The organism is Gordonia sp. NPDC003424 (genome assembly GCF_053588655.1).
The window spans coordinates 1-23811 of the sequence record NZ_JBSFQJ010000013.1; the positions used below are offsets into that span (position 1 = coordinate 1).

The 23811-nt window shown below is 65.8% G+C and carries 16 protein-coding genes; 6 read left to right on the forward strand and 10 right to left on the reverse strand.

The features are described 5' to 3' along the window. Nucleotides 1-76 precede the first annotated feature (76 nt). The 4 genes from ACWDTI_RS18145 to ACWDTI_RS18160 all read right to left on the reverse strand — a co-directional run bounded on the left by ACWDTI_RS18145 (nucleotide 77) and on the right by ACWDTI_RS18160 (nucleotide 6202). Nucleotides 77-901, reverse strand: coding sequence for a hypothetical protein (locus tag ACWDTI_RS18145; RefSeq protein ID WP_449739504.1), 825 nt, complete (start codon nucleotides 899-901; stop codon nucleotides 77-79). A 931-nt stretch (nucleotides 902-1832) separates the two neighbouring features. Then, nucleotides 1833-2576: a DUF72 domain-containing protein gene (locus tag ACWDTI_RS18150; protein ID WP_449739505.1), complete on the reverse strand. Its 744-nt coding sequence runs from the start codon at nucleotides 2574-2576 to the stop codon at nucleotides 1833-1835. Nucleotides 2577-2604: 28 nt separating this feature from the next. Next, nucleotides 2605-4044 (reverse strand): hypothetical protein, encoded by a 1440-nt coding sequence (locus tag ACWDTI_RS18155; RefSeq protein WP_449739506.1) that lies wholly within the window; start codon nucleotides 4042-4044, stop codon nucleotides 2605-2607. 253 nt (nucleotides 4045-4297) lie between these two features. After that, nucleotides 4298-6202 carry a hypothetical protein gene (locus ACWDTI_RS18160; protein WP_449739507.1) on the reverse strand — a complete coding sequence of 635 codons (1905 nt, stop codon included), beginning with the start codon at nucleotides 6200-6202 and terminating at the stop codon, nucleotides 4298-4300. A 309-nt stretch (nucleotides 6203-6511) separates the two neighbouring features. Here ACWDTI_RS18160 and ACWDTI_RS18165 point away from each other — a divergent pair, with 309 nt between their 5' ends. Continuing rightward, nucleotides 6512-7681: an alpha-hydroxy-acid oxidizing protein gene (locus ACWDTI_RS18165; protein WP_449739630.1), complete on the forward strand. Its 1170-nt coding sequence runs from the start codon at nucleotides 6512-6514 to the stop codon at nucleotides 7679-7681. Between the two features lie 54 nt (nucleotides 7682-7735). Then, nucleotides 7736-9355: a cation:proton antiporter domain-containing protein gene (locus ACWDTI_RS18170; RefSeq protein WP_449739508.1), complete on the forward strand. Its 1620-nt coding sequence runs from the start codon at nucleotides 7736-7738 to the stop codon at nucleotides 9353-9355. Nucleotides 9356-9358: 3 nt separating this feature from the next. Here the strand turns inward: ACWDTI_RS18170 and ACWDTI_RS18175 are convergent, their stop codons facing one another. Further along, nucleotides 9359-10390, reverse strand: coding sequence for an alpha/beta hydrolase family protein (locus tag ACWDTI_RS18175; RefSeq protein WP_449739509.1), 1032 nt, complete (start codon nucleotides 10388-10390; stop codon nucleotides 9359-9361). A 52-nt stretch (nucleotides 10391-10442) separates the two neighbouring features. On the opposite strand from ACWDTI_RS18175, the gene ACWDTI_RS18180 reads away from it, so the two are divergent. Then, complete coding sequence (locus ACWDTI_RS18180; RefSeq protein WP_449739510.1) at nucleotides 10443-11423, forward strand: ABC transporter ATP-binding protein; 981 nt, start codon at nucleotides 10443-10445, stop codon at nucleotides 11421-11423. Continuing rightward, nucleotides 11423-12151, forward strand: coding sequence for an ABC transporter permease (locus ACWDTI_RS18185; protein WP_449739631.1), 729 nt, complete (start codon nucleotides 11423-11425; stop codon nucleotides 12149-12151). The genes ACWDTI_RS18180 and ACWDTI_RS18185 overlap by 1 nt, the downstream gene beginning before the upstream one ends. Here the strand turns inward: ACWDTI_RS18185 and ACWDTI_RS18190 are convergent. Together ACWDTI_RS18190 and ACWDTI_RS18195 are read right to left on the reverse strand one after the other, a co-directional pair. Further along, complete coding sequence (locus ACWDTI_RS18190) at nucleotides 12082-14838, reverse strand: cation-translocating P-type ATPase (protein WP_449739511.1); 2757 nt, start codon at nucleotides 14836-14838, stop codon at nucleotides 12082-12084. The two genes, ACWDTI_RS18185 and ACWDTI_RS18190, sit on opposite strands and share 70 nt — an antisense overlap. A gap of 57 nt (nucleotides 14839-14895) precedes the next feature. Then, nucleotides 14896-16506, reverse strand: coding sequence for a PTS transporter subunit EIIC (locus tag ACWDTI_RS18195; RefSeq protein WP_449739512.1), 1611 nt, complete (start codon nucleotides 16504-16506; stop codon nucleotides 14896-14898). A gap of 120 nt (nucleotides 16507-16626) precedes the next feature. On the opposite strand from ACWDTI_RS18195, the gene nagB reads away from it, so the two are divergent. Continuing rightward, on the forward strand, nucleotides 16627-17412 hold the full coding sequence (gene nagB, locus ACWDTI_RS18200; RefSeq protein ID WP_449739513.1) for a glucosamine-6-phosphate deaminase: 786 nt from the start codon (nucleotides 16627-16629) through the stop codon (nucleotides 17410-17412). A 4-nt stretch (nucleotides 17413-17416) separates the two neighbouring features. Then, nucleotides 17417-18553 carry an N-acetylglucosamine-6-phosphate deacetylase gene (gene nagA, locus ACWDTI_RS18205; protein ID WP_449739514.1) on the forward strand — a complete coding sequence of 379 codons (1137 nt, stop codon included), beginning with the start codon at nucleotides 17417-17419 and terminating at the stop codon, nucleotides 18551-18553. A 14-nt stretch (nucleotides 18554-18567) separates the two neighbouring features. On the opposite strand, the gene ACWDTI_RS18210 is transcribed toward nagA, so the two are convergent. The 3 genes from ACWDTI_RS18210 to ACWDTI_RS18220 are packed head-to-tail and all read right to left on the reverse strand — an operon-like array spanning nucleotide 18568 to nucleotide 23710. Beyond that, nucleotides 18568-20004, reverse strand: a complete 1437-nt coding sequence (locus ACWDTI_RS18210; protein ID WP_449739515.1) for a wax ester/triacylglycerol synthase domain-containing protein — start codon at nucleotides 20002-20004, stop codon at nucleotides 18568-18570. Next, on the reverse strand, nucleotides 20001-21485 hold the full coding sequence (locus ACWDTI_RS18215; RefSeq protein ID WP_449739516.1) for an HAD-IB family hydrolase: 1485 nt from the start codon (nucleotides 21483-21485) through the stop codon (nucleotides 20001-20003). The genes ACWDTI_RS18210 and ACWDTI_RS18215 overlap by 4 nt, the downstream gene beginning before the upstream one ends. Continuing rightward, nucleotides 21482-23710, reverse strand: coding sequence for a glycerol-3-phosphate 1-O-acyltransferase (locus tag ACWDTI_RS18220; RefSeq protein ID WP_449739632.1), 2229 nt, complete (start codon nucleotides 23708-23710; stop codon nucleotides 21482-21484). The genes ACWDTI_RS18215 and ACWDTI_RS18220 overlap by 4 nt, the downstream gene beginning before the upstream one ends. Nucleotides 23711-23811: the final 101 nt, after the last annotated feature.

Genomic DNA, 23811 nt, shown 5'->3' on the forward strand with positions numbered 1-23811 from the left:
CGGTCATCACTACGCACCCAAACACCGAAAACTACAGACCACAACACAATTCAGGCCCCAACACAATCAGCCCGAATCAGCGCGAAAAATCTAGGTTAGTCTCCTCACCTCGCCGGAACATGGAGATGACCTCGGCCTCGTTGGGGTGGCAGAGAATCAACAGCCGCGAGTTCGCCGAGATACCAAATCCCTTGGAACGCACTGCGTCGCAGGCGTCCAGGAGGTCGCCGGGATCGAGCGCGGTGTTCCCGCTGACGAGGTAATGACTTGTGGTGCTGGTGAATTGCTGGCCCGCGTAGCTGGGAGGCACCATCCCGTCGGTTCCGTTGTACAGCCCGTAGACCGACTGGCCGAACTCGTTCTGTGCCGCAACCGGATTGAACAGCCGCCGCAGGATCGTGCCCGTGGTGAGGCGGTTGTCCGACTCCATCGCGCGGTTGATGACGCTCCGAACCTGTTCTGCGGTGGCGCTTCGCAGAAATTTCCAGCTGAAACGTGTTGCCAGGTCGTAGTCTTCGAAGTCGTAGCCGAGGATCAGCGCATTGGGTTCGGCCCGAATACCTTCTGGCTCACCGAATTCCGACGCGACGCCGAAATGATCGCCGCCGATCGATTGAGGAATCGCATCCCCAGCCCCGATTGTTGGATAGCTGACCAGCCCGGCCAAGGCGCTGCGTTGCTGGTTCCACATCGACATTGCCGATGCGGCCTCGTCCCAAATCGTGCTCAGGTCAACGCCATCCGCGGTTTCGGAGACCAAAACATCTCCGGCGGTGGAGTATCCGCGTGCGTTGTCGCCGCCGAAGGCGAACAATTCGGGGCGGTTGTGATGCCGCGCAGGATGCGAGAACAATGGGCGCGCGTACCAAGGCCGCGAGTAGTGAGGGCGAGTGCTGGACATGTGATTCTCCATTTCGGTTCTGGGACCCCAGCCGGGGCCTCATGGGATGTGTGGACTTGCGAAGATCGCGGTCTCAATCCGCGGTCATCGGTCCTCTGAACCGAACGGCGATATTCACTTAGCCCGGCGAAACGATCGCCAGGAATCGTATTCACTTAGCGACGCGAAACTATCGCGCCGATTCCTCTACCTACCCTTGCTGAGCGATTCTCCCTGGGAATCTCGGCGGTGGGCGCTGCCCGTAATGCCGTGCCTTTCACGCTATGCCTACGGTCCGACGCCGCGCCAGCGCGCCGGGGCTGGTCGGGGCGTCGCCAGCGAATCGCTGCCACCCCGGCACCACCCCGGCGCGCGGGGGTAATCCGGCGATGGTCGGCGGGTGGCCGCTGCTGCGCTGTAGGTGGCAGTCTGAGGCATCTAGCTGCGGAGATTCATTGAGAGCGCGACCGTTCCCGCAGGTAGACCGCACACCTGTTCGGACGCCGAAACACTTTCCCAAGCTGAATACGCGGGTTCGATTCCCGTCATCGGCTCCATAACTACCGCAGGTAGACGCGTGAAATCTGCTGACAACGCCCGCGTTGCGCCGGGCAAGGCAAGACTTTCCTTCTAGGCGGCATCCGGGCCTGTCTGTTATGTTCGGCGCGGAAGTACCACACGAGATAGGAGTAGCTTTATGGTGACCCTCGGTTCTGTCGACATCGAACTCGGCGCTTGGTTGACTTACCTCATGAGCCTCTTGAAGAACGGCAGCTAAATGCCTTGGCGCGGTGCGGCTTTCTTGGGCGACGGCGCCGTGTTTCAGTGAAAGCATTCTCTGACTGCTGAAATCTGATCGGGTTCGTGGCAATGGTCGTTGGAGCAACCATCGGCATCGGCCATTGCCACGAGTCCCAGCCCACCATTCGGCCGAGTCCGACGGCTCCACCAGTCACGTGCGTGGCACAATCCCCAACGACCTCGCTCGCCTGCACATCTGCTGCGCATTCACGACAGCAGCACCTCCCGCATCGTTGTTGAAGTAGACGTACACGTCCTCGCCGTCGTCGAACTCGGATGCCAACCGACGCAGCCAGGTGTCGATGGCGCTCCTGCCGTAGCCCGTCGGCGGTGACGCGGTTCCCTCGTGAAGCCGGACGTAGCCGAAGTCCGCGGTCCGCCACGTCGGCGTCAAGAGCCGACTGCGCCGATCGGCCCAACACAGCGCGGCACCGTGCCGCGACAGCAATTCCTGCACGTCATCGTGCCACCAGGAATGATGACGAGGTTCCACCACCACTCGTACCGATGCCGGGAACTCGCGCAAGGTCATGTCGAGCGCTTCGACGTTCATCTCGAGATTCGGGGGCAACTGGATCAGGATCGGTCCCAGGTGGTCACCGAGGCCGGCCGCGCGAGCCAGAAAACGGGACACCGGTTCCGCCGGATCGGATAGTCGCCGTACATGGGTCAGGTACCGACTCATCTTGACCGACATGGTGAATCCGGCCGGCACCTCGCTTGCCCACTCGGTGAACGTCGACTCTTTCGGCAGCCGATAGAAGGTGCTGTTGACCTCGACGGTCGAGAACGTGTCGGCGTAACAAGACAGCCACCGACGCTGCGGCAGTTTCACCGGGTAGAGCAGCCCACGCCAATCCGCATATTGCCACCCGGATGTCCCGATGTGGAGCATGGACGAATCGTATCCGCGGGGAGCCCGATCAAACCCGAGCCTGCGCCGGCCGAGGAATGAGAGGGACCACGGCCGTCATCCCCCGGCGCCTCGCGGTCCGAATAAGCCCGGGAAGGCTTATCTCCCGCGAATCCACGGGCGCCAGACCGAACGGCAGGTCGAAGCGCGGGATCTCTGCGCTCGGGAGGAGCCGGCCCAATTCGAGGGCACCCCGCGAGAAAGCCGGCAGAGCGAGGTAGTTGGGTCGCCGCGATCCGTTGACCTGTCCGAGCGGCGCGAAGGTGAGCGTCGAACCCAGCCAGTGCACGGCCACCGAAGCCGAGAATCCGTAGCCACTGGTCAGCGCGCGGGTGCTCGACCCATCGGTACTCAATCGCACGAAATCCCTTGTCACCACGGGTGTCCGGCCGGCGAGGATGTCGCTGACCACGGTCCCCAGAACATCCTGCGGCGTGAAGACCGCTGCGATGGGATCGGTCAGCGCGACGTGTAGCGCGCGGTGCGGATGCACCCTCGCGGACACGTCGAGAAGGCCACCCACGCTGAGTGCGGCGCCGACACCCTGCGCGTACGCAAGGCTGATGCCGCCGAAGGCGTCGACCCGTCTGACTCCGGGCACGACGGTCGGGTCCGGAATCGTCACGCCGAGCAGGTCACCGAAGGGGCCGGCCGGGGATGGGTAGTGCGACGGGGAGTTACCGAAGATCGTGGCGCCGATCGGGTCGGTGTTCCACGCGTGCGCGAGGCCGCCGATGGTGAGGGCGTAGGCCTGCCGGCCGGCGCCCGCTCCGGCAGTCGCCAGGCCGCCGGCACTCGAATGCGTGAACGCGTCACCGCCGGCGCTCGCGAGGGCGACGTGATACCCGTCGCCGCTGATCGTGGCTGTGCCATTCGCTTGCGCCGGTCGGCCCAGGGCCGGCATGGCGTCACCGATCCCCAGGATGTTCAACCCGTTGTAGGCGCCCTCGATGAGCGAGTACGCCTCCCCAGCGAGGTGGTAGATGCTCGACGGCACGAGTTCGATCTTCTCCGGCGCGACGATCGCGATACCGGTTCCCGTCGACCGGGTGCCATCGCTGCCGCCATTCGAGCCGCGAGGACCGGCGATCCGGAAACCGTACTCGTCGGCCAGTGGCGCCCCGCCGCCGTTGATGACGGCCGCGAGGACGGTGTTCAGGTCGACGGAGCCCGTAGCCTTGACGGCTTGCTGGACCTCCGCAAGGCTTCGCCGGAACTCTTGGGGGTCCGTGACACTGTGGGCGAGCGTGTCGACGATCGACAGAAACTGACCGGGCTGCGTGGGCACTATCACGGTGATGACGCCCTTGGCGGCGTCCTGCACGTTCTGGATGGTGTGGGTGACAGTATGAAGAGCCTCGTTGATGCCCTTGCCGAGGACTGACGCGGGGTGCGCAGCCACGCTCATGCCGACCGCCGAGAGGTGCCGGGCGCTGGACGGGATGGACATGACGTTCGCTTCCTTGGAAAGCCTTTGCGCAATCAATTATGTCGCATGAGAGTACGACTCAGATACGCGTTCGATGGGCATGCCCATGTCAACCGCAATGCAGAGTGGCGCCGCAGGCTGATCCGCCATGTGAAACGGCCCCGAACGACCATTTCGGTCGTCCGGGGCCGCGATCTTCGGAGCGGTCACGTACTCGGTGCTCGACCCGCCCGAGTCAGATGCCGCACACCGCTCCGCGAAGATCTTTGGACGGTCAGCTGCTGACGCTGGACCCACTCGAACTGGTCGAAGTCAAGCGGGTCGAAGTCGAGCCGGTCGAAGTCGAATCGGCCGAGGTCGAATCAGTCGAAGTCGAGCCGGTCGAAGTCGAATCAGCCGAGGTCGAATCAGTCGACGAGACAGCCTCATTCGACGTCACGGTGCCGGATGTCGAATCGGTGGTCGTCGCGACCGAGGGCGCCGCAGTGACAGTCGCCGCCGGAGCGGTGGCGGTCTCCGGCGCCGATACGACGGGTACCGACCCGGCAGTTCCCGAGGTGTCCGGCTCGTCGGCGCGCACCGAGTCGGTTGCCCCGAAGGCCTCCGGCAACAGCGCGGCACGTGTGGTCACCGTCGGTGCGGGCGCAGGAGTACTCGTGGACCCGGTCTGCGTGGCGGCACCGGTGCCGATCCCCTGCGGATCGATCGACGGCAGTCCGAACGGCAGATCGAAGCTCGGGATCTCGAACGTGGGGAGGAGATGGAACTCGCCCGACGATGAAACCTGTGGCAGTGCCAGGTAGTTCGGCCGCAACTGCCCGTTGACCTCGACCAGTGGCGCGAAGGTGAACGTGGAACCGAGCCAGTGCACCTTGATGGAGTCAGAGAACCCGTAGCCACTGGTCAGCGCGAGAGTGGTCTTTGCATCGGTGCTGAACCGCACGAAGTCCCTGGTCAATGCGGGTGATTTGCCGGCGAGGATGTCGCTGACCACGGTGCCGAGCACGTCCTGCGGATTGAAGATCGCGGCGGTGGGATCGGTGAGCGCGAGCTGCAGCGAGCGATCCGGATACACCGACACCGACGAGTCGAAGACGCCGCCCAGATTGAACGCTGCGCCGACATCCTGCGCGTAGGCGAAGCTGATTCCGCCGACCGCGTCGACCTGCTTCACTCCGGGAAGGACGGTCGGGTCCGGAATCGTGATCCCGATGCCGCCGAGCGATCCGGTCGGGTAGGACGACGGCGAATTGCCAAGGATCGTGGCGCCGACCGGGTCGGTGTTCCAGGCATGTGCCATGCCGCCGATGGATAGGGCGTAGGCCGTTCGGCCATCGCTGGCTCCGGCCGTTGCGAGGCCGTTAGAACTCGAGTGCGCGAAGGCGTTGCCACCGGTCGTCGCGAAGGCGACATGATATGCGTCGCCGCTGATCGTCGCGGTTCCGTCCGCTTGGGCCGGCTGGCGAAGGTCTGGCAGGGGGTCCCGCCCGAGAGCACTGGCTGAAAGGTTCCACCCCTTCTGCAAGATCGTGTAGAAATCACCGATGGTCTTGTAGGAACTCGCGGGAATGACGTCGATTGTCCCCGGAGACACGATGGCGATGCCGGTTCCGGTGGACTGCGTGCCGTCGGCTCCACCATTGGCCCCGCCGGGACCCGCGATCTCAATCCGGAACTCATCGGCGAGTTGAGCTCCGGCTCCGTTGATGACCTGGGTTATGACGTCATTGAGGTCGAACGTGCCGGCGCCATTCATCGCCTTCTGGATCTCGGAGACGCTGTCCCGGAACGCCTGAGCGTCCTGAGCGTTCTGGGCGAATTGGTCGAGGAGCGATAGCGGCGGCTGGGTGGGTGTCGTCGTGGGCACGACGACGATGCCTCCACCCGTAGCGGCGTCGTGAATGCCTTGGCTGACGTTCTGCAGGTGGTTGTTCGCGTCCGCGATCGCAGTGTTGATGTTGTTGAGGCTGTCGGTGATGCTCTGGCCGATGTTGTCGAAGATGCCCGCCTGGGCCGGTTGCGCGGTCAACCCCATGCTGACCGAGGCTGCTGTCAGGATGACGAACGCACCGGAGAGCGCTCGCTTGGACGGCTTGCGGTACTTCCACTTCCGGCGACCCGTTGGCTCGCCGGACTGTGTCAGCGCGACGTCGTTGTCTTCGCTGGATGTAGTGGACATTGAATTCACTCCTCTGAACTTTCTTTAATCGAACACTCCTTAGATCGCACATAAACACAACATAGATACATGAATTCCGGAGATATTTCGTGACATACACCACTCACCTTGCGCGGCACTTCCACAGCGGAAATTCCCGAAAAAGCCACGTCAGAGGCCATAAACAGTGAGATCTGGCGGACGACGAGTAATGACTCAGTAAAGTCTTGGTAATTCATCAGCAATCCGATGACCCCACAGAACGCGGCCTGCCATCATCGCCGATGCCGTAGATTCTCGGTGACCACGATCACATCGGGAGGCCTGGGGATGACACCGGATTACGGAGCGTTTCAACTCGAGATCTACCTGCGCGGCACGCAGGGCCTACTCCCCCGATACCCGGTGGACGCGGAGACCCTGGAGCACAAGGCACAGGAGATGCTGCCGCCCTGGATCTGGTCGTATGTGGCGGGTGGCTGCGGCAATGAGCGGACTCAGCGCGCGAATGTCGACGCGTTCGGCAAGTGGGGGCTCGTACCGCGTATGGGGGTGGGGGCGACCGAGCGCGACATGTCGGTCGAATTGTTCGGGATGACACTGCCGTCACCGGTCTTCATGGCGCCCATCGGGGTGATCGGAATCTGCTCGCAGGACTCGCACGGGGATCTCGCGGTCGCACGGGCCGCCGAACGCACCGGCATCCCGGCGATGCAGTCGACGCTGTCCCAGGACCCGATGGAGGCGACCGGCGCGATCCATCAGGAGACGCCCGGCTTCTTCCAGCTGTACATGCCCAAAGACCGGGACCTCGCGCTGAGCTTCATCCAGCGCGCCGAGAAGTCGGGCTACAAGGGCATCGCGGTCACCCTCGACACCTGGACACCGGGCTGGCGTCCGCGCGATCTCAACAGTTCAAACTTTCCACAGCTGCGCGGCATGTGCATCTCGAACTACTTCAGCGACACCAATTTCGTCGGCAAGCTCGCCAAACCTCCGGAGGAGGACATGTCGGCGGCCATCCTCACGTGGGCGCTGAACTTCGGCCAGCCCGTCACCTGGGACGACCTGGCCTGGATACGCGAAGTCACCGATCTGCCCGTCATGGCGAAGGGGATCTGCCACCCCGACGACGCGCGCCGCGCGATCGACGTCGGCGTCGATGCCATCTACTGCTCGAATCACGGTGGGCGCCAAGCCAATGGCGGCCTGTCGACGTTGCAGCATCTGCCTGATGTGGTCGCCGCGGCCGGTGACACACCGGTCCTGTTCGATTCGGGAGTGCGCAGCGGCAGCGACGTCGTCCTGGCCCTCGCGCTCGGTGCCACCGCGGTCGGCATCGGCCGGTCGTATGCGTATGCGCTGGCGGTCGGCGGGGAGGACGGGCTGGTGCATCACCTCCGGTCGATTCTGGCCGAGGCCGACCTGTTGATGGCGATCAACGGCTACCCGACGATTGCCGACCTGAGGGCCGAGGGGGCCGTGCAGCGCGCGATGTAGGCGAATTGCCGGGATACTGGGGTCCCGCAACCAGCACATCGGCAAGGGGGACGCGTGAGCGTTGTCGCCATCTATCTCGTGGTCACTTTCGGTCTCGGTGGCCTCGCCATGGCGTTGCGCCTTCCTCCGCTGGTCGGGTTCCTCGCGGCGGGGTTCGTCCTGAACGCCATGAACGTCGAAGAACTGCCACAACTGCACACACTGGCCGACCTGGGCGTCACCCTGCTGCTGTTCGCCATCGGACTCAAACTGAATGTGCGCATTCTGCTGCGCCGCGAGGTGTGGCTGACGACGTCGCTGCACATGCTGATCAGCGTCATCCTCGGCAGCGTCGTCATGTGGCTGGCCGCGGTCGCCGGCGTCGCGATGCTCGCGGGGCAGAGCCTGCAGACGATCGTGCTGCTGGCCTTCGCGTTGTCGTTTTCCAGCACCGTGTTCGTGGTCAAGATCCTCGAGGAACGCGGCGAATCGCATTCGCTGTACGGCCGCGTCGCCATCGGCATCCTGGTGATGCAGGACATCGTCGCGGTGGTCTTCCTGACCGCCACCAGCGGACACGCTCCGAGCCCGTGGGCACTGACGCTGGTCGGCCTGTGGCCGCTCACGGTGGTCCTCCGGAAGATCTGGGGCCGGCTCGGCCACGGCGAGATGCAGTCGCTGTTCGGCATCGTCATGGCGCTAGTGCCCGGGTACGCATGGTTCACCGCCGTCGGACTCAAGGGTGACCTCGGGGCGCTGATCGTCGGGGTGCTGCTCGCCTCGCACCCGGCGTCCTCCGAGCTCGCGCGGTCGCTGTTCCACATCAAGGAACTGCTGCTGGTGGCGTTCTTCGTGTCGATCGGCCTGACCGGGTTGCCCGATCTACCCACGATCGGTGTCGCCCTGCTGATGATGGTGCTGCTGCCGCTCAAGGCCGGGTGGTACGTGGCGCTGCTGTCCTTCATGAAGCTGCGCTATCGCACCGCGATTCTGAGCGGCCTGAGTCTGATGAACTTCTCCGAGTTCGGCCTGATCGTGGTGTCGGTCGGGGTCACGGCCGGGATGCTCGACCAGTCCTGGCTGGTGGAGATGTCGATCGCCGTGGCTCTCAGCTTCGTCGTATCCGCACTGGTCAACGGACGCGGTCACCTGATGGTGGAGAAGATCGCCGCACGATTGCCCGCCCAGGACGAGCGCACCCTGCACCCGGAGGAACGCCCCGGCGATGCCGGCGACGCCGAGGTCGTGGTGATCGGGATGGGCCGGGTCGGCTTTGCCGCCTACCGGCGCCTGACCGATCACTATCGGCTGCGGGTGGTCGGTGTCGACTACGACGGGCCCCGAATCGACCGCCTCAAGAAGGAAGGGCTGCGGGTCATCGAGGGCGACGCGACCGACCTCGACTTCTGGCATCAGCTCCGGCGCTCGGACTCCGTTCGGTTCGCCGTGCTGGCCATGCCGCGTCACGGTGCCAACGTGACCGCCCTGGAATGCCTGCGCGAATCCGGCTTCAGCGGCCAGGTCGCCTCGGTCGCCCGCTACAACGACGAGGTGGACTGGGCCAAGGACCACGGTGTCGACATCGCCTTCAACGTCTACGCCGGTGCCGGATTGGAACTGGCCGATCAGGTGGGCAACGGGATGGGCGCGGTCGGACCGATCGACGACGACTCGCCGGAGCAGGCAGGGAGCTGACCCCTACCCGGTACCTCCGTTGCGGTATTTCGCCAGCAACTCCGCTTGCCGTTCGGTGGCCATCTCGTAGATGTAATCGATGATCCGCGGGTAGAAGGGCCGAGTGCTGTCGACGATCGAGACGTGATTCTCGCCCTCGACCTCGACGAGCTTCGCGCTGCCACCGGCCTTGTTCAGCGCCGCCACATACCGCTCGGAGTTGACCGGGGAGACCACTTTGTCGTCGAGCCCATGGATGGCGATCACCGGGACCTCCGGGTCGAGTCGCTCGATCGGACTGACCCGTTGGTAAAGGCCGGGATCGTCGTACGGGGACACACCACCCATGGCCGCGATGATGTTGCGATCACCGTGCTCGGCGGCATACAGCAGGTCCAGCGGCCCGGCGATGGACACGACGCGCAACGGCACCACCGGTTGCCGGTAGCCCTCGGACACCGCATAGTCCGGGATGTTGTTCCGCTCGGCACCGACCAACATCGCGAGTTCGGCGCCGGCACTGTGGCCGACCGCCACCGCCTGCAGCAGATTCAGCTGGGGGTACTTCTTCTTGAGATCGGGCAGCTCGTAGATGGCCGCCAGAACGTCGTCCCAGGTGATCGGCCAGCCACCACCGGAGTGCAGGCGCCGGTATTCGATGTTGTAGACGGCCAGACCGCGCTCGACGAGATCCCGCGCCATCGGCGCCATCGTCTGCGCCCCCAACTGGGCCTCCCAGGCACCACCGTGCACCAGGAACACCAGCGGGAGCGAACCCGCACGGTGCTGCCCGGCCGGCAGGTACAGATCAGCCCAGTTCTGGTCCGGGTCCGCGTCGTCGGTGTCGTACGCGACGCGGTGCACCTCGAAGGCCGAGGAGGACCCAGCCGTCGAGGAGGCGCTCGTCGAGGCCTCGGTCGTCGAGGACGTCGTACCGCTGCCGGCGGCGTCCGGTGATCCGCACGCGGCAAATACCGACGTGAGCAGCGCAACCGTGACGACGACGAGGACTTTCAGCATCGTGGGTCGATTTCGTCGATCCGGTGTGCGACGCATGCCGCGACTCTACCGATGCGACTCGTGCCCGATATGTCGCTACCATGCGGGCGTGATCAGAGTTGAGCACCTGACCAAGGACTACGGGTCGGTCCGGGCCGTCGACGACCTCAGTTTCGACGTCCTGCCCGGGGTCGTCACCGGCTTTCTCGGACCCAACGGCGCCGGCAAGTCGACGACGATGCGGATGATCCTGGGCCTGGACAACCCCACGTCGGGCCGGGCCACGATCGACGGCAAGCCCTACGCCGAGCTGACGAGCCCGCTGCGGTCGGTGGGGGGGTTGCTGGACGCGAAGTGGGTTCACCCCAACCGGTCCGCACGATCGCACCTGCGGTGGTTGGCGGCGTCGAACGGCATCCCCCGCAAGCGCGTCGACGAGGTGATCGATCTTGTCGGGCTGACGGACGCGGCGGGCAAGAAGGCCGGCGGATTCTCGCTGGGCATGTCGCAACGGCTGGGTCTGGCCGCCGCGATCCTCGGCGACCCCGGAATCCTGCTCTTCGACGAACCGGTCAACGGGCTCGACCCCGAGGGGATCGTCTGGATTCGCAACTTCATGCGGCACCTCGCCTCGGAGGGTCGCACCGTATTGGTGTCGAGTCACCTGCTGACGGAGATGTCACTGACCGCCGACAATCTGGTCGTCATCGGACAGGGACGTCTCATCGCCAGCAGCTCCGTCGCGGACTTCACCAATCGTGCTCGTCGTTCCGTACACGTCCGCAGCCCCTATCTTCCACAACTGCACGCCGCACTCCAGGCGGCCGGACTGCACGCGATTCCCGGCTCCCGCGACGGTGTGCAGTTCCTGACCGTCGCGGACGCCACCACCGAACAGGTGGGTGATGTCGCGGGGCACGCGGGTATCACGCTGCACGAGTTGATGGGCGAACACGCCTCTCTCGAGGACGTGTTCATGTCGGTCACCGCCTCGGCGGTGCAGTACCAGAGCGGCGGACCGGGCGGGCCGGCGCCGCACGGACGTCACGAAGTGCCCGCATCCGACAACCCGATTGGAGGCGCGCGATGATGATCGGCGCGATCGACGCGGAACGCATCAAGCTCCTCAGTACGCGGTCACCGTATTGGTCGGTGGGCATCGTCGTGGTCCTCACGCTGGGTGTCGCGGGATTGACGGCATCGCTGTCCTCCGGACCAGCCGATCCCGCCCTGTTCTTGATGGGACTCAACCAGTTCGGCGTCCTGGTCCTGATGATCATGGCGATCCTCGCCGTGACGAACGAGTATCGGTTCGGCACCATCCGGACGTCGTTCCTCGCGGTACCGCGGCGCAGCGATGTGCTCGGCGCCAAGGCGGTGGTCTACGGCGGGCTCAGTGCCGCGCTCACCCTGATCCTGGTCATCGCCTCGATGCTGCTGGTCGGGGCACTGTCCGACAGCGGGGTGGATTGGGGCAGCTCCGACATGCTGCGCCAGATCTGGGGGTCCCCGCTGTTCGTGATCGGCTGTGTACTGTTCGGCATCGGTCTGGGCGCGCTGGTGCGTCAGACGGCTGCCGGAATCGTCGTCATGCTGCTCTGGATCCTCGTGGCCGAGAGCATCCTCGGGGTCCTGCCCCGTGTCGGCGACAAGATCGCGCCGTTCCTGCCGTTCGCCAACGGAGCCCGTTTCCTCGGCGGCCCCGACGGTTCGGTGGGCTACCACTGGAACATCTACGGGTCGCTGATCTACTTCCTCGTCATCGCGGTCGCGGTGTTCGTCGCCGGGATCGTCGTCACGAAACGCCGCGACGCCTGATCGCGCTGGCGCCTCAGCTGGATCGCCTTGTCGATCCCCACGAACGCCGGGGTGATCAACGACAGGCCCAACACCACCAGCCACTGGGCACCGGTCAGTGAGACGGTGTCGAGCAGGCGCTGCAGCATGCCGAGTTCGACGGCGGCCCAGGTGAGAGCCCAGCCGGCGATGAGCCAGCCGAAGTACGGGAACATCGGTTGCGACCACGGCACCTGGCGCTCGCGTCGCATCACGACACCGAGGTTCACCCCGGTCAGCGCGACGACCGCGAATGCCATCGTCATCGACACCGAACCACCGGACGAAGAGGGCTCGTCGGGTCCCCATTCGAGGAGGGACAACGCCGAGACGGCGACCAGGAAGCCACTGATCACCCACCGGACGACCTGCGGCCCCGCCACGATCCGCGTGCCCGGTTTGCGGGGCGGCATCTGCATGACGCCCGGGTCGGGGACGTCGACGATGAGGCCGACGACGACCGTGACGATGACGAAGAGCTTGCAGAACAGCAACTGCATCGGCAGCATCGCCACGCCGCCGTTGATGTTGAAGATGGTCGCGAACACCATCAGCTGCAGGACCGACGACAGCACCGTCAGCTGGAGTCGGATGTAGGTCGAGATGCGGCGGTAGATGTCGCGGCCGAGTTCCACCGCGCGCACCAGCGTCGCGAAGTTGTCGTCGGTGAGGATCATCTTGGCGGCCTGTTTGGAAACCTCCGAGCCGCTGCCCATCGCCACACCGACGTCGGCCTGCTTGAGCGCGGCGGCGTCGTTGACCGCGTCACCGGTCATGGCGACGACGTCACCCTCTTCCTGCATCAGCCGGGCCAGACGCAGCTTGTCCTCGGGCGCGACGCGCCCGAAGACGTGCAATTGGGGGAGCTGACCCTTCACCTCGTCGTCGCTCAGCCGCTGTAGCTCGGTGCCGGTGATCACGCCTGGCCCCAGGCCGAGCTGATCGGCGATGGCCCGGGCGGTGATGGTGTGGTCACCGGTGATCATCCGGACGTCGATGCCGGCACCCAGGGCCGTGTGTACCGCGTCGGTGGCCTCGGTGCGCAGCGGATCGATGATGCCGACGAGCCCGACGAACACCAGATCGCGGACGGCCGCCATCGGATCGGCGACCGCCGCGGACATCGCGTTGTCATCGAGGCTCTTGGCCGCGAATGCCAGGACGCGCAAACCCTTTTCGGACAGTTTCCGGTTGGCGTCGAGGATCTGCCGGCGCATCTCGTCGACCGGCACGACCGCGCCGTGGCGCAGCGCGCTACCGCACCGGTCGAGGACGACGTCCGGCCCGCCCTTGACGACCGCCAGGTGCGGCTGGTCGATGACCGGGCCGGCCAAGGTCGGCGGGCGATCGTGGAAGGTCGCCATGAACTTGTAGTCGGAGTCGAACGGAACCTCGGTGACGCGGGGGATCGTGCTGCGGGTGGTCTCGGCGTCGACACCCATCTTGGCCGCCAGCACCACCAGGGCCGCCTCGGTGGGATCACCGATCACCGAACCGTCGTCGCCGACGGTGGCGTCCGAGCACAGCGAGAGACCCAGTGCGAGCGGGGTGAAGTCCGGCAGCGGCCCCGCGGCGCCGAGGATCGCGCCCGTCTTCGAGTAGCCCGAACCGTCGACCCGGTACCACTGGTCGCCGACGTAGAGCGAGACCACGGTCATCGCGTTCATGGTCAGGGTGCCGGTCTTGTCGGAGTTGATCACGGTGGTGCCGCCGAGCGTCTCGACGTCGGCCAGCGATTTGACCACCGCCTTCTGCTCGGCGAGATGCTGTGCGCCCGACGACAACATGGTCTGCACGAAGGTCGGCAGGCCAGTCGGGATCGATGCGATTGCCGTCGAGATACACAGCAGCGCAAGGGTTTCACCGTTCTGGCCGCGGATGAAGCCGACGACGCCGATGATCACCACCGCTCCCCAGGCGAGGAATCCGAACACCTTGGTCAGCCCGTCGAGTTCGATCTGCAGCGGAGACTTGGTCCGCTTGGTGGCGGTGACCATGTCGGCGATCCGGCCCATCTGGGTGGCCGCCCCGGTGGAGGTGACCACGAAAATCGCTGAGCCGCGGGTGACCTGGGTGTTCTGGAACACCATGTTGGTGCGATCGCCCAGCGCGACATCGGCGTCGCCGGCGATGACCCCCGGGTCCTTGGCCACCGGCGCGCTCTCGCCGGTCAGCGCCGCCTCCTGCACCTCCAGCGTCGCCGACGTAATGAGCCGACCGTCGGCCGGGACGAGGTCACCCGCCTCGACGAGGACGATGTCGCCGGGCACGAGATCGGCGGCCGGTACCTCGGCCACCTGCCCGCCTCGACGCACCCGCGCGTGCGGAACCTGCAGACTGGACAGGGCGTCGACACTGGCCTGCGCCTTCATCTCCTGCCTGGTGCCCATCACCACGTTGAACATGACGAGGACGCCCACCACGATCCCCGTCGCGATCTGCCCGATCGCCAGCGCGGCGACCGCGACGATGAGCAACATGATGTTCATCGGATTCGCCAACTGGCCGCGGGACACCGCCCAGATGCTCGGCGGCGGCTCCGACGTCAACTCGTTGGGTCCGTAGGTTTTCAGCCGCACAGCGGCATCGACGCTCGCCAGACCGACGTTCGGATCGACGTCGGCGTCGGCGGCCACGTCGACGGCACTGCGGAGAAACGGTTCGCTCACGAGCACATCATTCCTCAAACGCGCACGGCGCGCGTGCGATATCTCCACGCGCCGGCGCTACAGGACATCCTTGATCTCCTCCTTGAGCGCATCGGATTGCATGCCGAACACGGCTTGGACGTTGTTGCCGACCTCGATGACGCCCGCCGCACCCAGTTGTTTGAGACGTGCCTGGTCGACCAGCTTCGGGTCGGCCACCTCCATCCGCAGGCGGGTGATGCAGGCGTCCACGTTGACCAGGTTGTCCCGACCGCCGAATGCCGCGATCAGTTGTTCGGCCCGACTGTCGGCCTGCGTGGCTGTCGACGTCGCGGCAGTGGCGGTGGCGGTGGCGGTCCCGGTGGCGCCGCCCGACGACACCGCGACACGTGCTCCGTCGTCGGACGCGTTCTCGCGTTCCTCTTCCTCGAACTCGTCCTCCGGTTCCCGTCCCGGCGTGCGCAGATTCCACCAGGTGATGACGAACCGGAACAGCAGGTAGTAGATGACCGCGGTCACCAGGCCCATGATGATCAGCAGCGGGATGTTCTTCGCCGCCGGCGCCGTGCCGTAGAGCAGCAAGTCCATCAGGCCGGCGGAGAACGAGAACCCCAGATGGATGTCGAGAATGTAGGCGACGGCCAACGACAGTCCGGTCAGCAACGCATGGATCACGTAGAGCGGGAACGCCACGAACATGAAGGAGAACTCGAGCGGCTCGGTGACACCGGTGAGGAACGCGGTGAGGCCCGCGGCACCGAGGATGCCGATGGCGACCTTCTTCTGTTTCGGTGTCGCACACTGGATCATCGCCAGCGCCGCGGCCGGCAGGCCGAACATCAACACGGGATAGAAACCGGCGGTCAGCCGTCCGGCATCCGGGTCCCCGGCCGCGAATCGGGGCAGTTCGCCGGTGACGATCGTGCCGTCGGGCTTCTGGAAATCGCCGTATATGAACCAGACGTAGGAGTTCAGGATGTGGTGCAGCCCGACCGGAATCAACATGCGGTTGGAGAAGCCGTAGACGAACGCGCCGATGGCACCGGATCCGCCGATGAAGCTGCCGAGATGGTTCAGCCCGGTGTTGAAGATCGGATAGAAATAACTCAGGCCGAACGCGATGAACAACGAGGCCAGCGACACCGCGATCGGGACGAAGCGGCGACCGCCGAAGAATCCGAGATACGACGGCAATTTGATGGTGTGGTACCGATCGAACAGGAACGCCGTGACCAGACCGATGACGATGCCGGCCAGCACGCTGTAGTTGATCTGGACCTGCTCACCGTTGTTGTCGAGTTGTCCCGCGAGCACCACCGGTGACATGGACTTGAATACCGCCGTCGCCACCACGTAACCGACGACGGCCGCCAAAGCGGTTGAGCCGTCGGCCTTCTTGGCGAACCCGATGGCCACGCCGACCGCGAAGAGCAGTGCCAGGTTGTCGAAGACCGCACCACCCGCCGCACTCATCGCGTGGAAGAACGGGCCGATCACCGGTGCGTCGATGCGTCCGAGGAGATCGTCCTGGCCGAGACGCAGCAGGATGCCGGCCGCGGGCAGCACCGCGATCGGCAGCATGAGGCTCTTGCCCAGCCGCTGTAGTTGCGCGAAACCCGGAATTCGGAATCCGCCGCCGCCGGCGGATTCCTTGGTGGCCGGATTCGGTGTTGCCGCATTATCCGTCATGCCCACCGGAGAGTACTCCGCATCGGTGCCGGGTATGACCGAAACCGATACGGCAGAAACGACTGTCGCCGCACAGCCGGTGGTCTAGTTTCGGTCTTGGAGACAACCGAGGAGACGCTGATGGAAGTCGTCATTCTGCCCGGCGAGGCGGAGATCGGACGAGCCGCCGGCGACACGATCGCCGCGTTGCTCTCCGCGAAACCCACTGCGGTCCTTGGCCTTGCGACCGGATCGTCGCCCATCGCGATCTACGACGACCTGATCGCACGCCACCGTGCCGGCGCTCTATCGTTCGCCGAGGCCCGCGCTTTCACGCTCGACGAATATGTCGGCCTGCCAGAAGGACACCCGGAGCGATACCGAACCGTGATCGATTCGGTATTCGCCGGGCAGGTCGACTTCGCCCCCGGTGCCGTCTCCGGGCCCGACGGTCTGGCGGACGACATCCCGGCGGCGTGCGCGGCCTACGAGGACGCCATCCGCGCTGCCGGATACGTCGACCTCCAGATCCTCGGCATCGGCACCGACGGACATATCGCGTTCAACGAGCCCGGTTCGTCGCTGGCGTCGCGTACCCGCATCAAGACGCTGACCGCACAGACCCGCAAGGACAATGCGCGCTTCTTCGGCGACGACATCGAAGCGGTGCCCCACCATTGCCTCACACAGGGATTGGGCACCATCATGCAAGCCCGTCACATCGTGTTGGTGGCGACCGGCCGACAGAAGGCCGAAGCCATCCACCACCTCGTGGAGGGCGCGGTCAGTGCACTGTGGCCCGCGACGATCCTGCAACACCACCCGCACACCACGGTTCTCCTCGACGAGGCCGCCGCGCGCCGTCTGCAGCTCGTCGACTATTACCGCGAGACCTACCTGAGCAAACCGGACTGGCAGGGGCTGTAAAGCCGTGCTGCTGTGTGCAGACACCGTGGTCACGGGGCGAGAAGTGTTGCGGCCCGGGTGGATCGACATCGACGGCGGTCTGGTGACCGCTATCGGATCCGGCCCCGCACCGCGACGACCGGATCGCGACCTGGGCCGCGTCATCGTGGTCCCCGGATTCGTCGACACCCATTGCCATGGCGGCGGAGGCGGCAGTTTCTCGGTCGCCACCAGGGACGACACGACGACGGTCATCGGCACGCATCGCGCGCACGGCACCACCACGATGATCGCCTCGCTCGTCACCGCCGCACCCGAGGAGTTGCTGCGCGAGGTCGCGACATTGCGCGACCAGGTCCACGAAGGCCTGATCGCCGGCATTCACCTCGAAGGACCCTGGCTGGCCGAATCACGGTGCGGAGCACATGATCCCGCGCTTCTGCGAGATCCCGATCCCGACGAACTACGACGATTGCTGGACACCGCCGACGGCACCATCTCCATGGTGACGCTCGCCCCCGAACGCGCCGGCGCCATCCCCGCGATCGAGATGCTGCAAGAGCGGAATGTCGTTGCCGCGGTTGGCCATACCGATGCAACCTATCAGCAGGCACGGGCCGCGATCGCCGCCGGGGCGACGGTCGCCACCCATCTGTTCAATGCGATGCGCCCCATTCACCACCGCGAACCCGGGCCGATCATCGCACTCATGGAGGATTCGCGGGTCACCGTCGAGATGATCACCGACGGTGTCCACGTGGACGCCGCGCTCTACCGCCATGCCTCGCAAAGCGTTGGACCGGAACGTCTCTCGTTGATCACCGACGCCATGTCGGCGACCGGGATGGCCGACGGCTCCTATCGGCTCGGGCCGCTCGAGGTGGCGGTGGTCGGCGGTGTCGCGCACGTCGCGGGTACGGACACGATCGCCGGGAGCACCGCAACGATGGACCATGTGTTCCGGTTCGCCGTCACCCACAGCGATCTGCCGCGGGAAGCGGCCCTGGTGCAGGCGGTGCGGCAGTCGTCGATCAATCCCGCTGCCGCCCTGGGGATCAGCGGGATCGGCCTGATCCCCGGCGGATCGGCCGACGCCGTCGTCCTCGACCAGGATCTCGCGGTCGTCGAGGTGATCAGCACCCGGGCCATCCCCGCCATCTGACTCCGTTCAAGTGGCTACACGAGCCGCGTCAACCTCCCCGGCACCACATCGGGGCCGGCGTCGCGAGCCAACTCCAGCACCTCGTTGAACCCTTCCACGAGGCATTCGGCGAACAGCTCCGGTTCGGTGATGGACGCGCCGTCGTGATTGATGCCGATGCAGGCGATCCCGCTGTGGGTGATCAGGGTGGCCATCACCGCGCACCCGGGCAGCGGGCCGAACGGGAACATCCGCTCGACCTTCGCGCCGGCCACGAAGGTCTCCCACGGAATCCCGGGCACATTGCTCGCCTGCAGGTCGTTCTGGCTTGTGGCGCCACTGAATTGGGCGATCACCTGACCGGGCAGCCACGCGAGGACCGGACCGAGGGTGTTGAAGATGTCGACCGCCGGTTCGATGCGCGCGGCCCGGACCTGTTCCCGCACCGTGAGCACCCGCTCGAACGGGTCGGCGATCCCGATCGGACCGGCCAACCGCCCCACCGCAATTCGGTTGCCGCCCACCGGGTCTTCGGGTTTGCGGACCGAGATCGGAATGCACACCGGCATCGTCTCGATCTCGCAGCCGAGTTTCTCGTGATACAAACGGAACCCGCCGATCAGCCCGCCCAGATAGACGTCGTTGATCGATGCCCGGGCGGCTGTCGCGGCCGCCTTGAGATCGGCGAACGGGACCTCGAAGGCACTGAAACGCCATGAGAGGCTGCGCTCCTTGAGCAACGGCGAGCCGGGCGGGCTCACCAGCCCGGCCACCCGCGGCACCGAGCGGCCGTAGCGCAGGACCTGACTCAACGCGTGGCGGGGGCGGGTGAGCGACCAGGCCGCCCGGGCGGCGACGTCGATCTGATGCGGGGTGCCGCGCACCTGATCGACGACCTGCCGGCGCAACGTGTCAAGTGCCGAGATACTGTCCGGCGCCGGATGCGGCGGCTGCGGCTTGTCCGGCATCGGGTCCCGGGTGCGCGAATGCAGTGCGGCCAGCACCATGATGCCGGCCAGGCCGTCGGTGAGGGCGTGGTGGGATTTGAGGAAGTAGGCGGCCTTCCCGCCCGGCAACCCCTCGATCAGGGTGCCCTCCCATGGGGGCCGTTCGGGGTCGAGGGCCGTCATCGCGAGTTGCTCGCAGGTCGTCAGGAGTTCGCGCATCGAGCCGTCGCCACCGAGCCGGATCCGCCGGACGTGGTAGTGCAGGTCGAAGTCGGGGTCGATGGCCCAACTCGGCGTGCCGGTGCCCAACGGCGAGTCGATGACCCGCTGCTGGAAGCGCGGCGCCATCCGGCTGGCCCACTCGTGCGCGGCCATCAGCCGGTCCCAATCCGGTACGCGGTCATAGATTTCCAGCACACTGATGGTGCTGCGGAGTCGCCGATTGAAGCCGCCCCGCCACATGATGGTGTCGACGGCACTCATGTACGGCTCGTTGGCCATGTCCAGCGGCTGGTCGTTGCTCATATCCAGGCCTCCGTCGATCGCGTCATCCGTCCGTCCTCGAACGACTCCACCGGCCAATCGGCCAGGGCGGTGATGAACATCTGCCGCACCTCCTCGGCATGCCGACCCATGGAGTCGGCCTCCCACCCCGACGTGTCCACCGGTGGCAGCACCTTCACCTCGACGGTGCCGGGCTTGATCAATTGACTTCCCCGCCACATCAATTCACCGGTGTTACGCAACACCACGGGGACGATGGGCACCCCGGCCTGCGCCGCGATATGGAACGGCCCCTTCTTGAACGGCGCGACGCGCGGCGTCGGAGAGCGGGTCCCCTCCGGCGCCACCACCAACGACATCTTGTCGTCGCGGAGTTTCTCCACCGCCGGCGCCAGCTGCTCGATCGCCTTGCCCGCGTTGGCGCGATCGATGAAGACCAGGCCCGCGGCGTCGAGGATCTGGCCGAGCACGGGAACCCGTTTGATCTCCTTCTTGGCCACCCCGGTGGCGTCGCGGTGGACCAGGCGGAGCATCACCGGCATATCGAGTTTCGACTGGTGGTTGAACACGAATACGCACGGACGGTGCGCGGTCAGATTCACCGCGCCGTCGATCACGACGACGTCGACACCGGCCAGCGTCAATCCGAGTTCATTGCCGAACGGAAGGGCCTTGTCTACCAACAGTTTCGAATCTCGAGTCAACAGGCCACCGGCGAACCCGGCTGCGGCGGAACCGATGAAGGACCCGTAGAAGGCGCCGGTACGCAGGGCCATGCCGAGTCGGTTGTGCGAGGGATTGCGGAGGTCGATGATCGGCCAGCCGCGCGCTTCGGCCTCGGCCCGCATGATGCGACCAGGTGATATCGCGGCCGGATGGCCGACCGATTCCAGGTACGGGATGTCCTCGTCGCCGTCGCTGTAGCCGAACGATGCGTCGAGGTCCACCTCGTGTTCGCGTGCGAGCTTCCGCACCGCGGCCGCCTTACCGGGCCCCCACAGCGGGCGGCCGATCACGGTGCCGGTGACGATTCCGTCGATCACCTCGACGTCGGTCGCCAGCGCGTGGTCGGCCTCGATCTCCCGGGCGATCGGCTCGATCTGGAATCTCGTTGCCGACGAGGCGATCACGATACGATGACCCATCTCCCGATGGGCCCGGATGATCTGCCACATCTGCGGCCGCAACTTGGCCGCCGTCTCGTACCGGAAGAGGTGATCACCGAACTCGAGGAGTTCGGCGTACGGTTTGCCGGCGAACACCGGCTTCGTCGCCTCGAGAACCTCCGCATAATCCTGTTCGGACACCACGCCGCGTAGTCCGATGAGCACATCGTCGGCGAGCTCGCCGAGGCTGAACTCCATACTGCGCAAACGAGATCGGACGATGGCGCTGGCCGAGAAGCCATCGATGAGGGTGCCGTCGTAGTCGAAGAACGCGCCGATCTTCTTGCCGGTGGGTGCCGAGCGGATCTCGCGCAGCCTGTCGGTGAAGGCGCTCATGCCGTCTCTCCCGCATGCTCGGCCTCGATTGCGGCTATGCGTGCCAACCGTTCTCGCATCGTGCGGACCTCGTCGAGCCAGGCGCGCCGCCGCTCGGCCCGGACCGTGCTCCCGCCCGGACCGACCAGACCTCGATTCTCGGCGAGCTGATACGCGGCGTCGTAGAGATCTCTGGACACCGAATCCTTCGACCGGACGAAACCCTGCAACACCAACTGCCGACCGAGCCCGAGACAGTCGGTGAGAATCGCATCCTTGTCCCGGAAGTCGTCACCGAGGCTCACCAGACGCTCGGCGACGACGAGTTGCGCATCGAAGAACGACTGCAACGTCCGGCGCGCGAACAACTCGTCGGCGTGACTGCTCATCACATTCTCGAGCCACTCGGGTTCATGGTTGTCGAGATCGCGCCAGTCCGGTGCGAACAGATCCATCTCGGCACCGAGGTCGTGCAGGTATTCGTCCTTGGCGGGAAAGAAGAACTCGAACTTCAGCAGATCCCGAATGCGCAGGGCTTCCTGCTGGGCCGCGGCCAGCAAGCCGTCGTCGCCGCCGGTCACTTCGCCCTCGACGATCGCGATCAGCCCGAGTTCGACGATCGCACGGTCGACGAAGTGGTGCAGCGCGCCGTTGCGGTAGTACGCGGCGATCACATGATTGCCCGGTGCGATCGACCACACCGGGTCGGGCCCGCCGTCGAATTTGGACAGCACGCCGGCCTTGGTGAGCACCCGCAGGGTCCTGCGCAGCCCGGCACCGCGGCACAGGGCCGGGTCCGGTCCGGGGAGGTTGCGCCGTTCGATGTAGGCCAGCAGCGGTGCGAGAATCGCCTCGATCTCGGGTGCCGTGTAGGCGCGGTCGGAGGCGCCGAGCAGGGCGAAACCGGCCAGCGAGGTGGCCGAGATGGGGGTCGCCGCGTTGATCGCGTCCATCACCTTGAACGCGACCTTGTCCAGGCTCGAACGCCCCTCCCCCGCTTCGGCCATGGCCTGCCGCAGCGAGAACGGCTCGCCGAACCGAACCCGCGCCTCACCCATGTAGGTGCGCTGCGCCCGTGCGTATTTCAGCAACCATCCGACGCCCTCGGGTTTCTTGGTGCCGCCGGCGGACTCCGCGGCCATGGCGCCGATCTCGTGGAGCTGGTCGTAGACGATCGCGGTGGGGACCACCATGACGTCGGCCTCGTCGAGTTGTCGGACCGCGTCGACGACGTAGGCGAGCAGCCCCAGCATCGGCTTGCGGAGCTTGCCTGTGCGGCTCCGCCCGCCCTCGATGTACCACTCGAGGTTGAACCGCTTCTCGACGATGAACGAGAGATAGGACCGCATGGCGAACTTGTAGACCGGATCCGAGCCGAACTTGCGGCGGATGAAGATCATGCCCGCCCGTCGGGCGATCGGGCCCACCGGCCAGAACGACAGGTTGTTGCCGCCGAGAACCAGGTTCGGCGGGAAGTCATGGTCGCGAAGAACCTCGGCCAGCACCAGCGGATCGACGTAGGACCGGTGCGACGGCAGGAAGACCAGGCTGCACGACTTGTTCAGCTCCTTGAGTCGGCCCAGGGTGTCGAAATCGACCGACACCGACCACGTGTGTTCGTGGAGGTTGCCGAACACGGTCGAGAAGATGTCGTCCATCAAGCGGCTCTGCGTGGCCACGAACGTCGACAGCTTGTCGGTGGCCTCGGTCACCACGTCTGCCACCGGGCGTCCGAGATCGGCGGCGAGCTTGGCCGCGTTCGTCTGGAACCGCGCCGACGAACTGATCTGTTTGGCGACGAGCCGGGGAACCTTGTAGCGATCGCCGACGACCTGCCGTTCGGCCCGCTCCGACGACAGCGCCGCCTGCACGGCGACGAACGACGCGAACGGCTCGCCCTCGGCGGTCACCTGTTCGTGGCGGACCCGCAGTTCGGCGACCGTCGCCGGGTCGCCCGCCACGACTCGTGCGCGGTCGGGATGCCGCTTGCGCAACGACGGCTGCCGGAACGCCGGTGGCCGGCGCGGATTGGACAGGACCAGCACGTCGGCCACCGAGACGCGGTGCTCACCCTTGCGTTTCGGTGGCAACCACACCACGCGCGCCGGGATCAGCAGCGTGTCCTGATGAAGGTGGTCGGGCACGACGTCGTCGACCGGCACCACCGGCGCGTCCGGGTGAGCCTCGGCCGCCCATTCCGTGACCGCCTGTAACTCAGACGCCGTCCGCACCTCTGCCAGCACCATCGCGTCACCCACGCCGCACCACCTCTCCTGTCCGCAGGCCCATTGTCGCGCGGTGCGGCGACGAAAATGATCGGTTCGGCGATCCGGGCAGAATACGATCG

Excerpts from the sequence above, each read along its gene's own strand:
- ACWDTI_RS18145 (WP_449739504.1), bottom strand. The coding sequence starts at position 901 with ATGTCCAGCACTCGCCCTCACTACTCGCGGCCTTGGTACGCGCGCCCA.
- ACWDTI_RS18150 (WP_449739505.1), bottom strand. The coding sequence starts at position 2,576 with ATGCTCCACATCGGGACATCCGGGTGGCAATATGCGGATTGGCGTGGG.
- ACWDTI_RS18155 (WP_449739506.1), bottom strand. The coding sequence starts at position 4,044 with ATGTCCATCCCGTCCAGCGCCCGGCACCTCTCGGCGGTCGGCATGAGC.
- ACWDTI_RS18160 (WP_449739507.1), bottom strand. The coding sequence starts at position 6,202 with ATGTCCACTACATCCAGCGAAGACAACGACGTCGCGCTGACACAGTCC.
- ACWDTI_RS18165 (WP_449739630.1), top strand. The coding sequence starts at position 6,512 with ATGACACCGGATTACGGAGCGTTTCAACTCGAGATCTACCTGCGCGGC.
- ACWDTI_RS18175 (WP_449739509.1), bottom strand. The coding sequence starts at position 10,390 with ATGCGTCGCACACCGGATCGACGAAATCGACCCACGATGCTGAAAGTC.
- ACWDTI_RS18185 (WP_449739631.1), top strand. The coding sequence starts at position 11,423 with ATGATCGGCGCGATCGACGCGGAACGCATCAAGCTCCTCAGTACGCGG.
- ACWDTI_RS18195 (WP_449739512.1), bottom strand. The coding sequence starts at position 16,506 with ATGACGGATAATGCGGCAACACCGAATCCGGCCACCAAGGAATCCGCC.
- nagB (WP_449739513.1), top strand. The coding sequence starts at position 16,627 with ATGGAAGTCGTCATTCTGCCCGGCGAGGCGGAGATCGGACGAGCCGCC.
- ACWDTI_RS18210 (WP_449739515.1), bottom strand. The coding sequence starts at position 20,004 with ATGAGCAACGACCAGCCGCTGGACATGGCCAACGAGCCGTACATGAGT.
- ACWDTI_RS18215 (WP_449739516.1), bottom strand. The coding sequence starts at position 21,485 with ATGAGCGCCTTCACCGACAGGCTGCGCGAGATCCGCTCGGCACCCACC.
- ACWDTI_RS18220 (WP_449739632.1), bottom strand. The coding sequence starts at position 23,710 with ATGGTGCTGGCAGAGGTGCGGACGGCGTCTGAGTTACAGGCGGTCACG.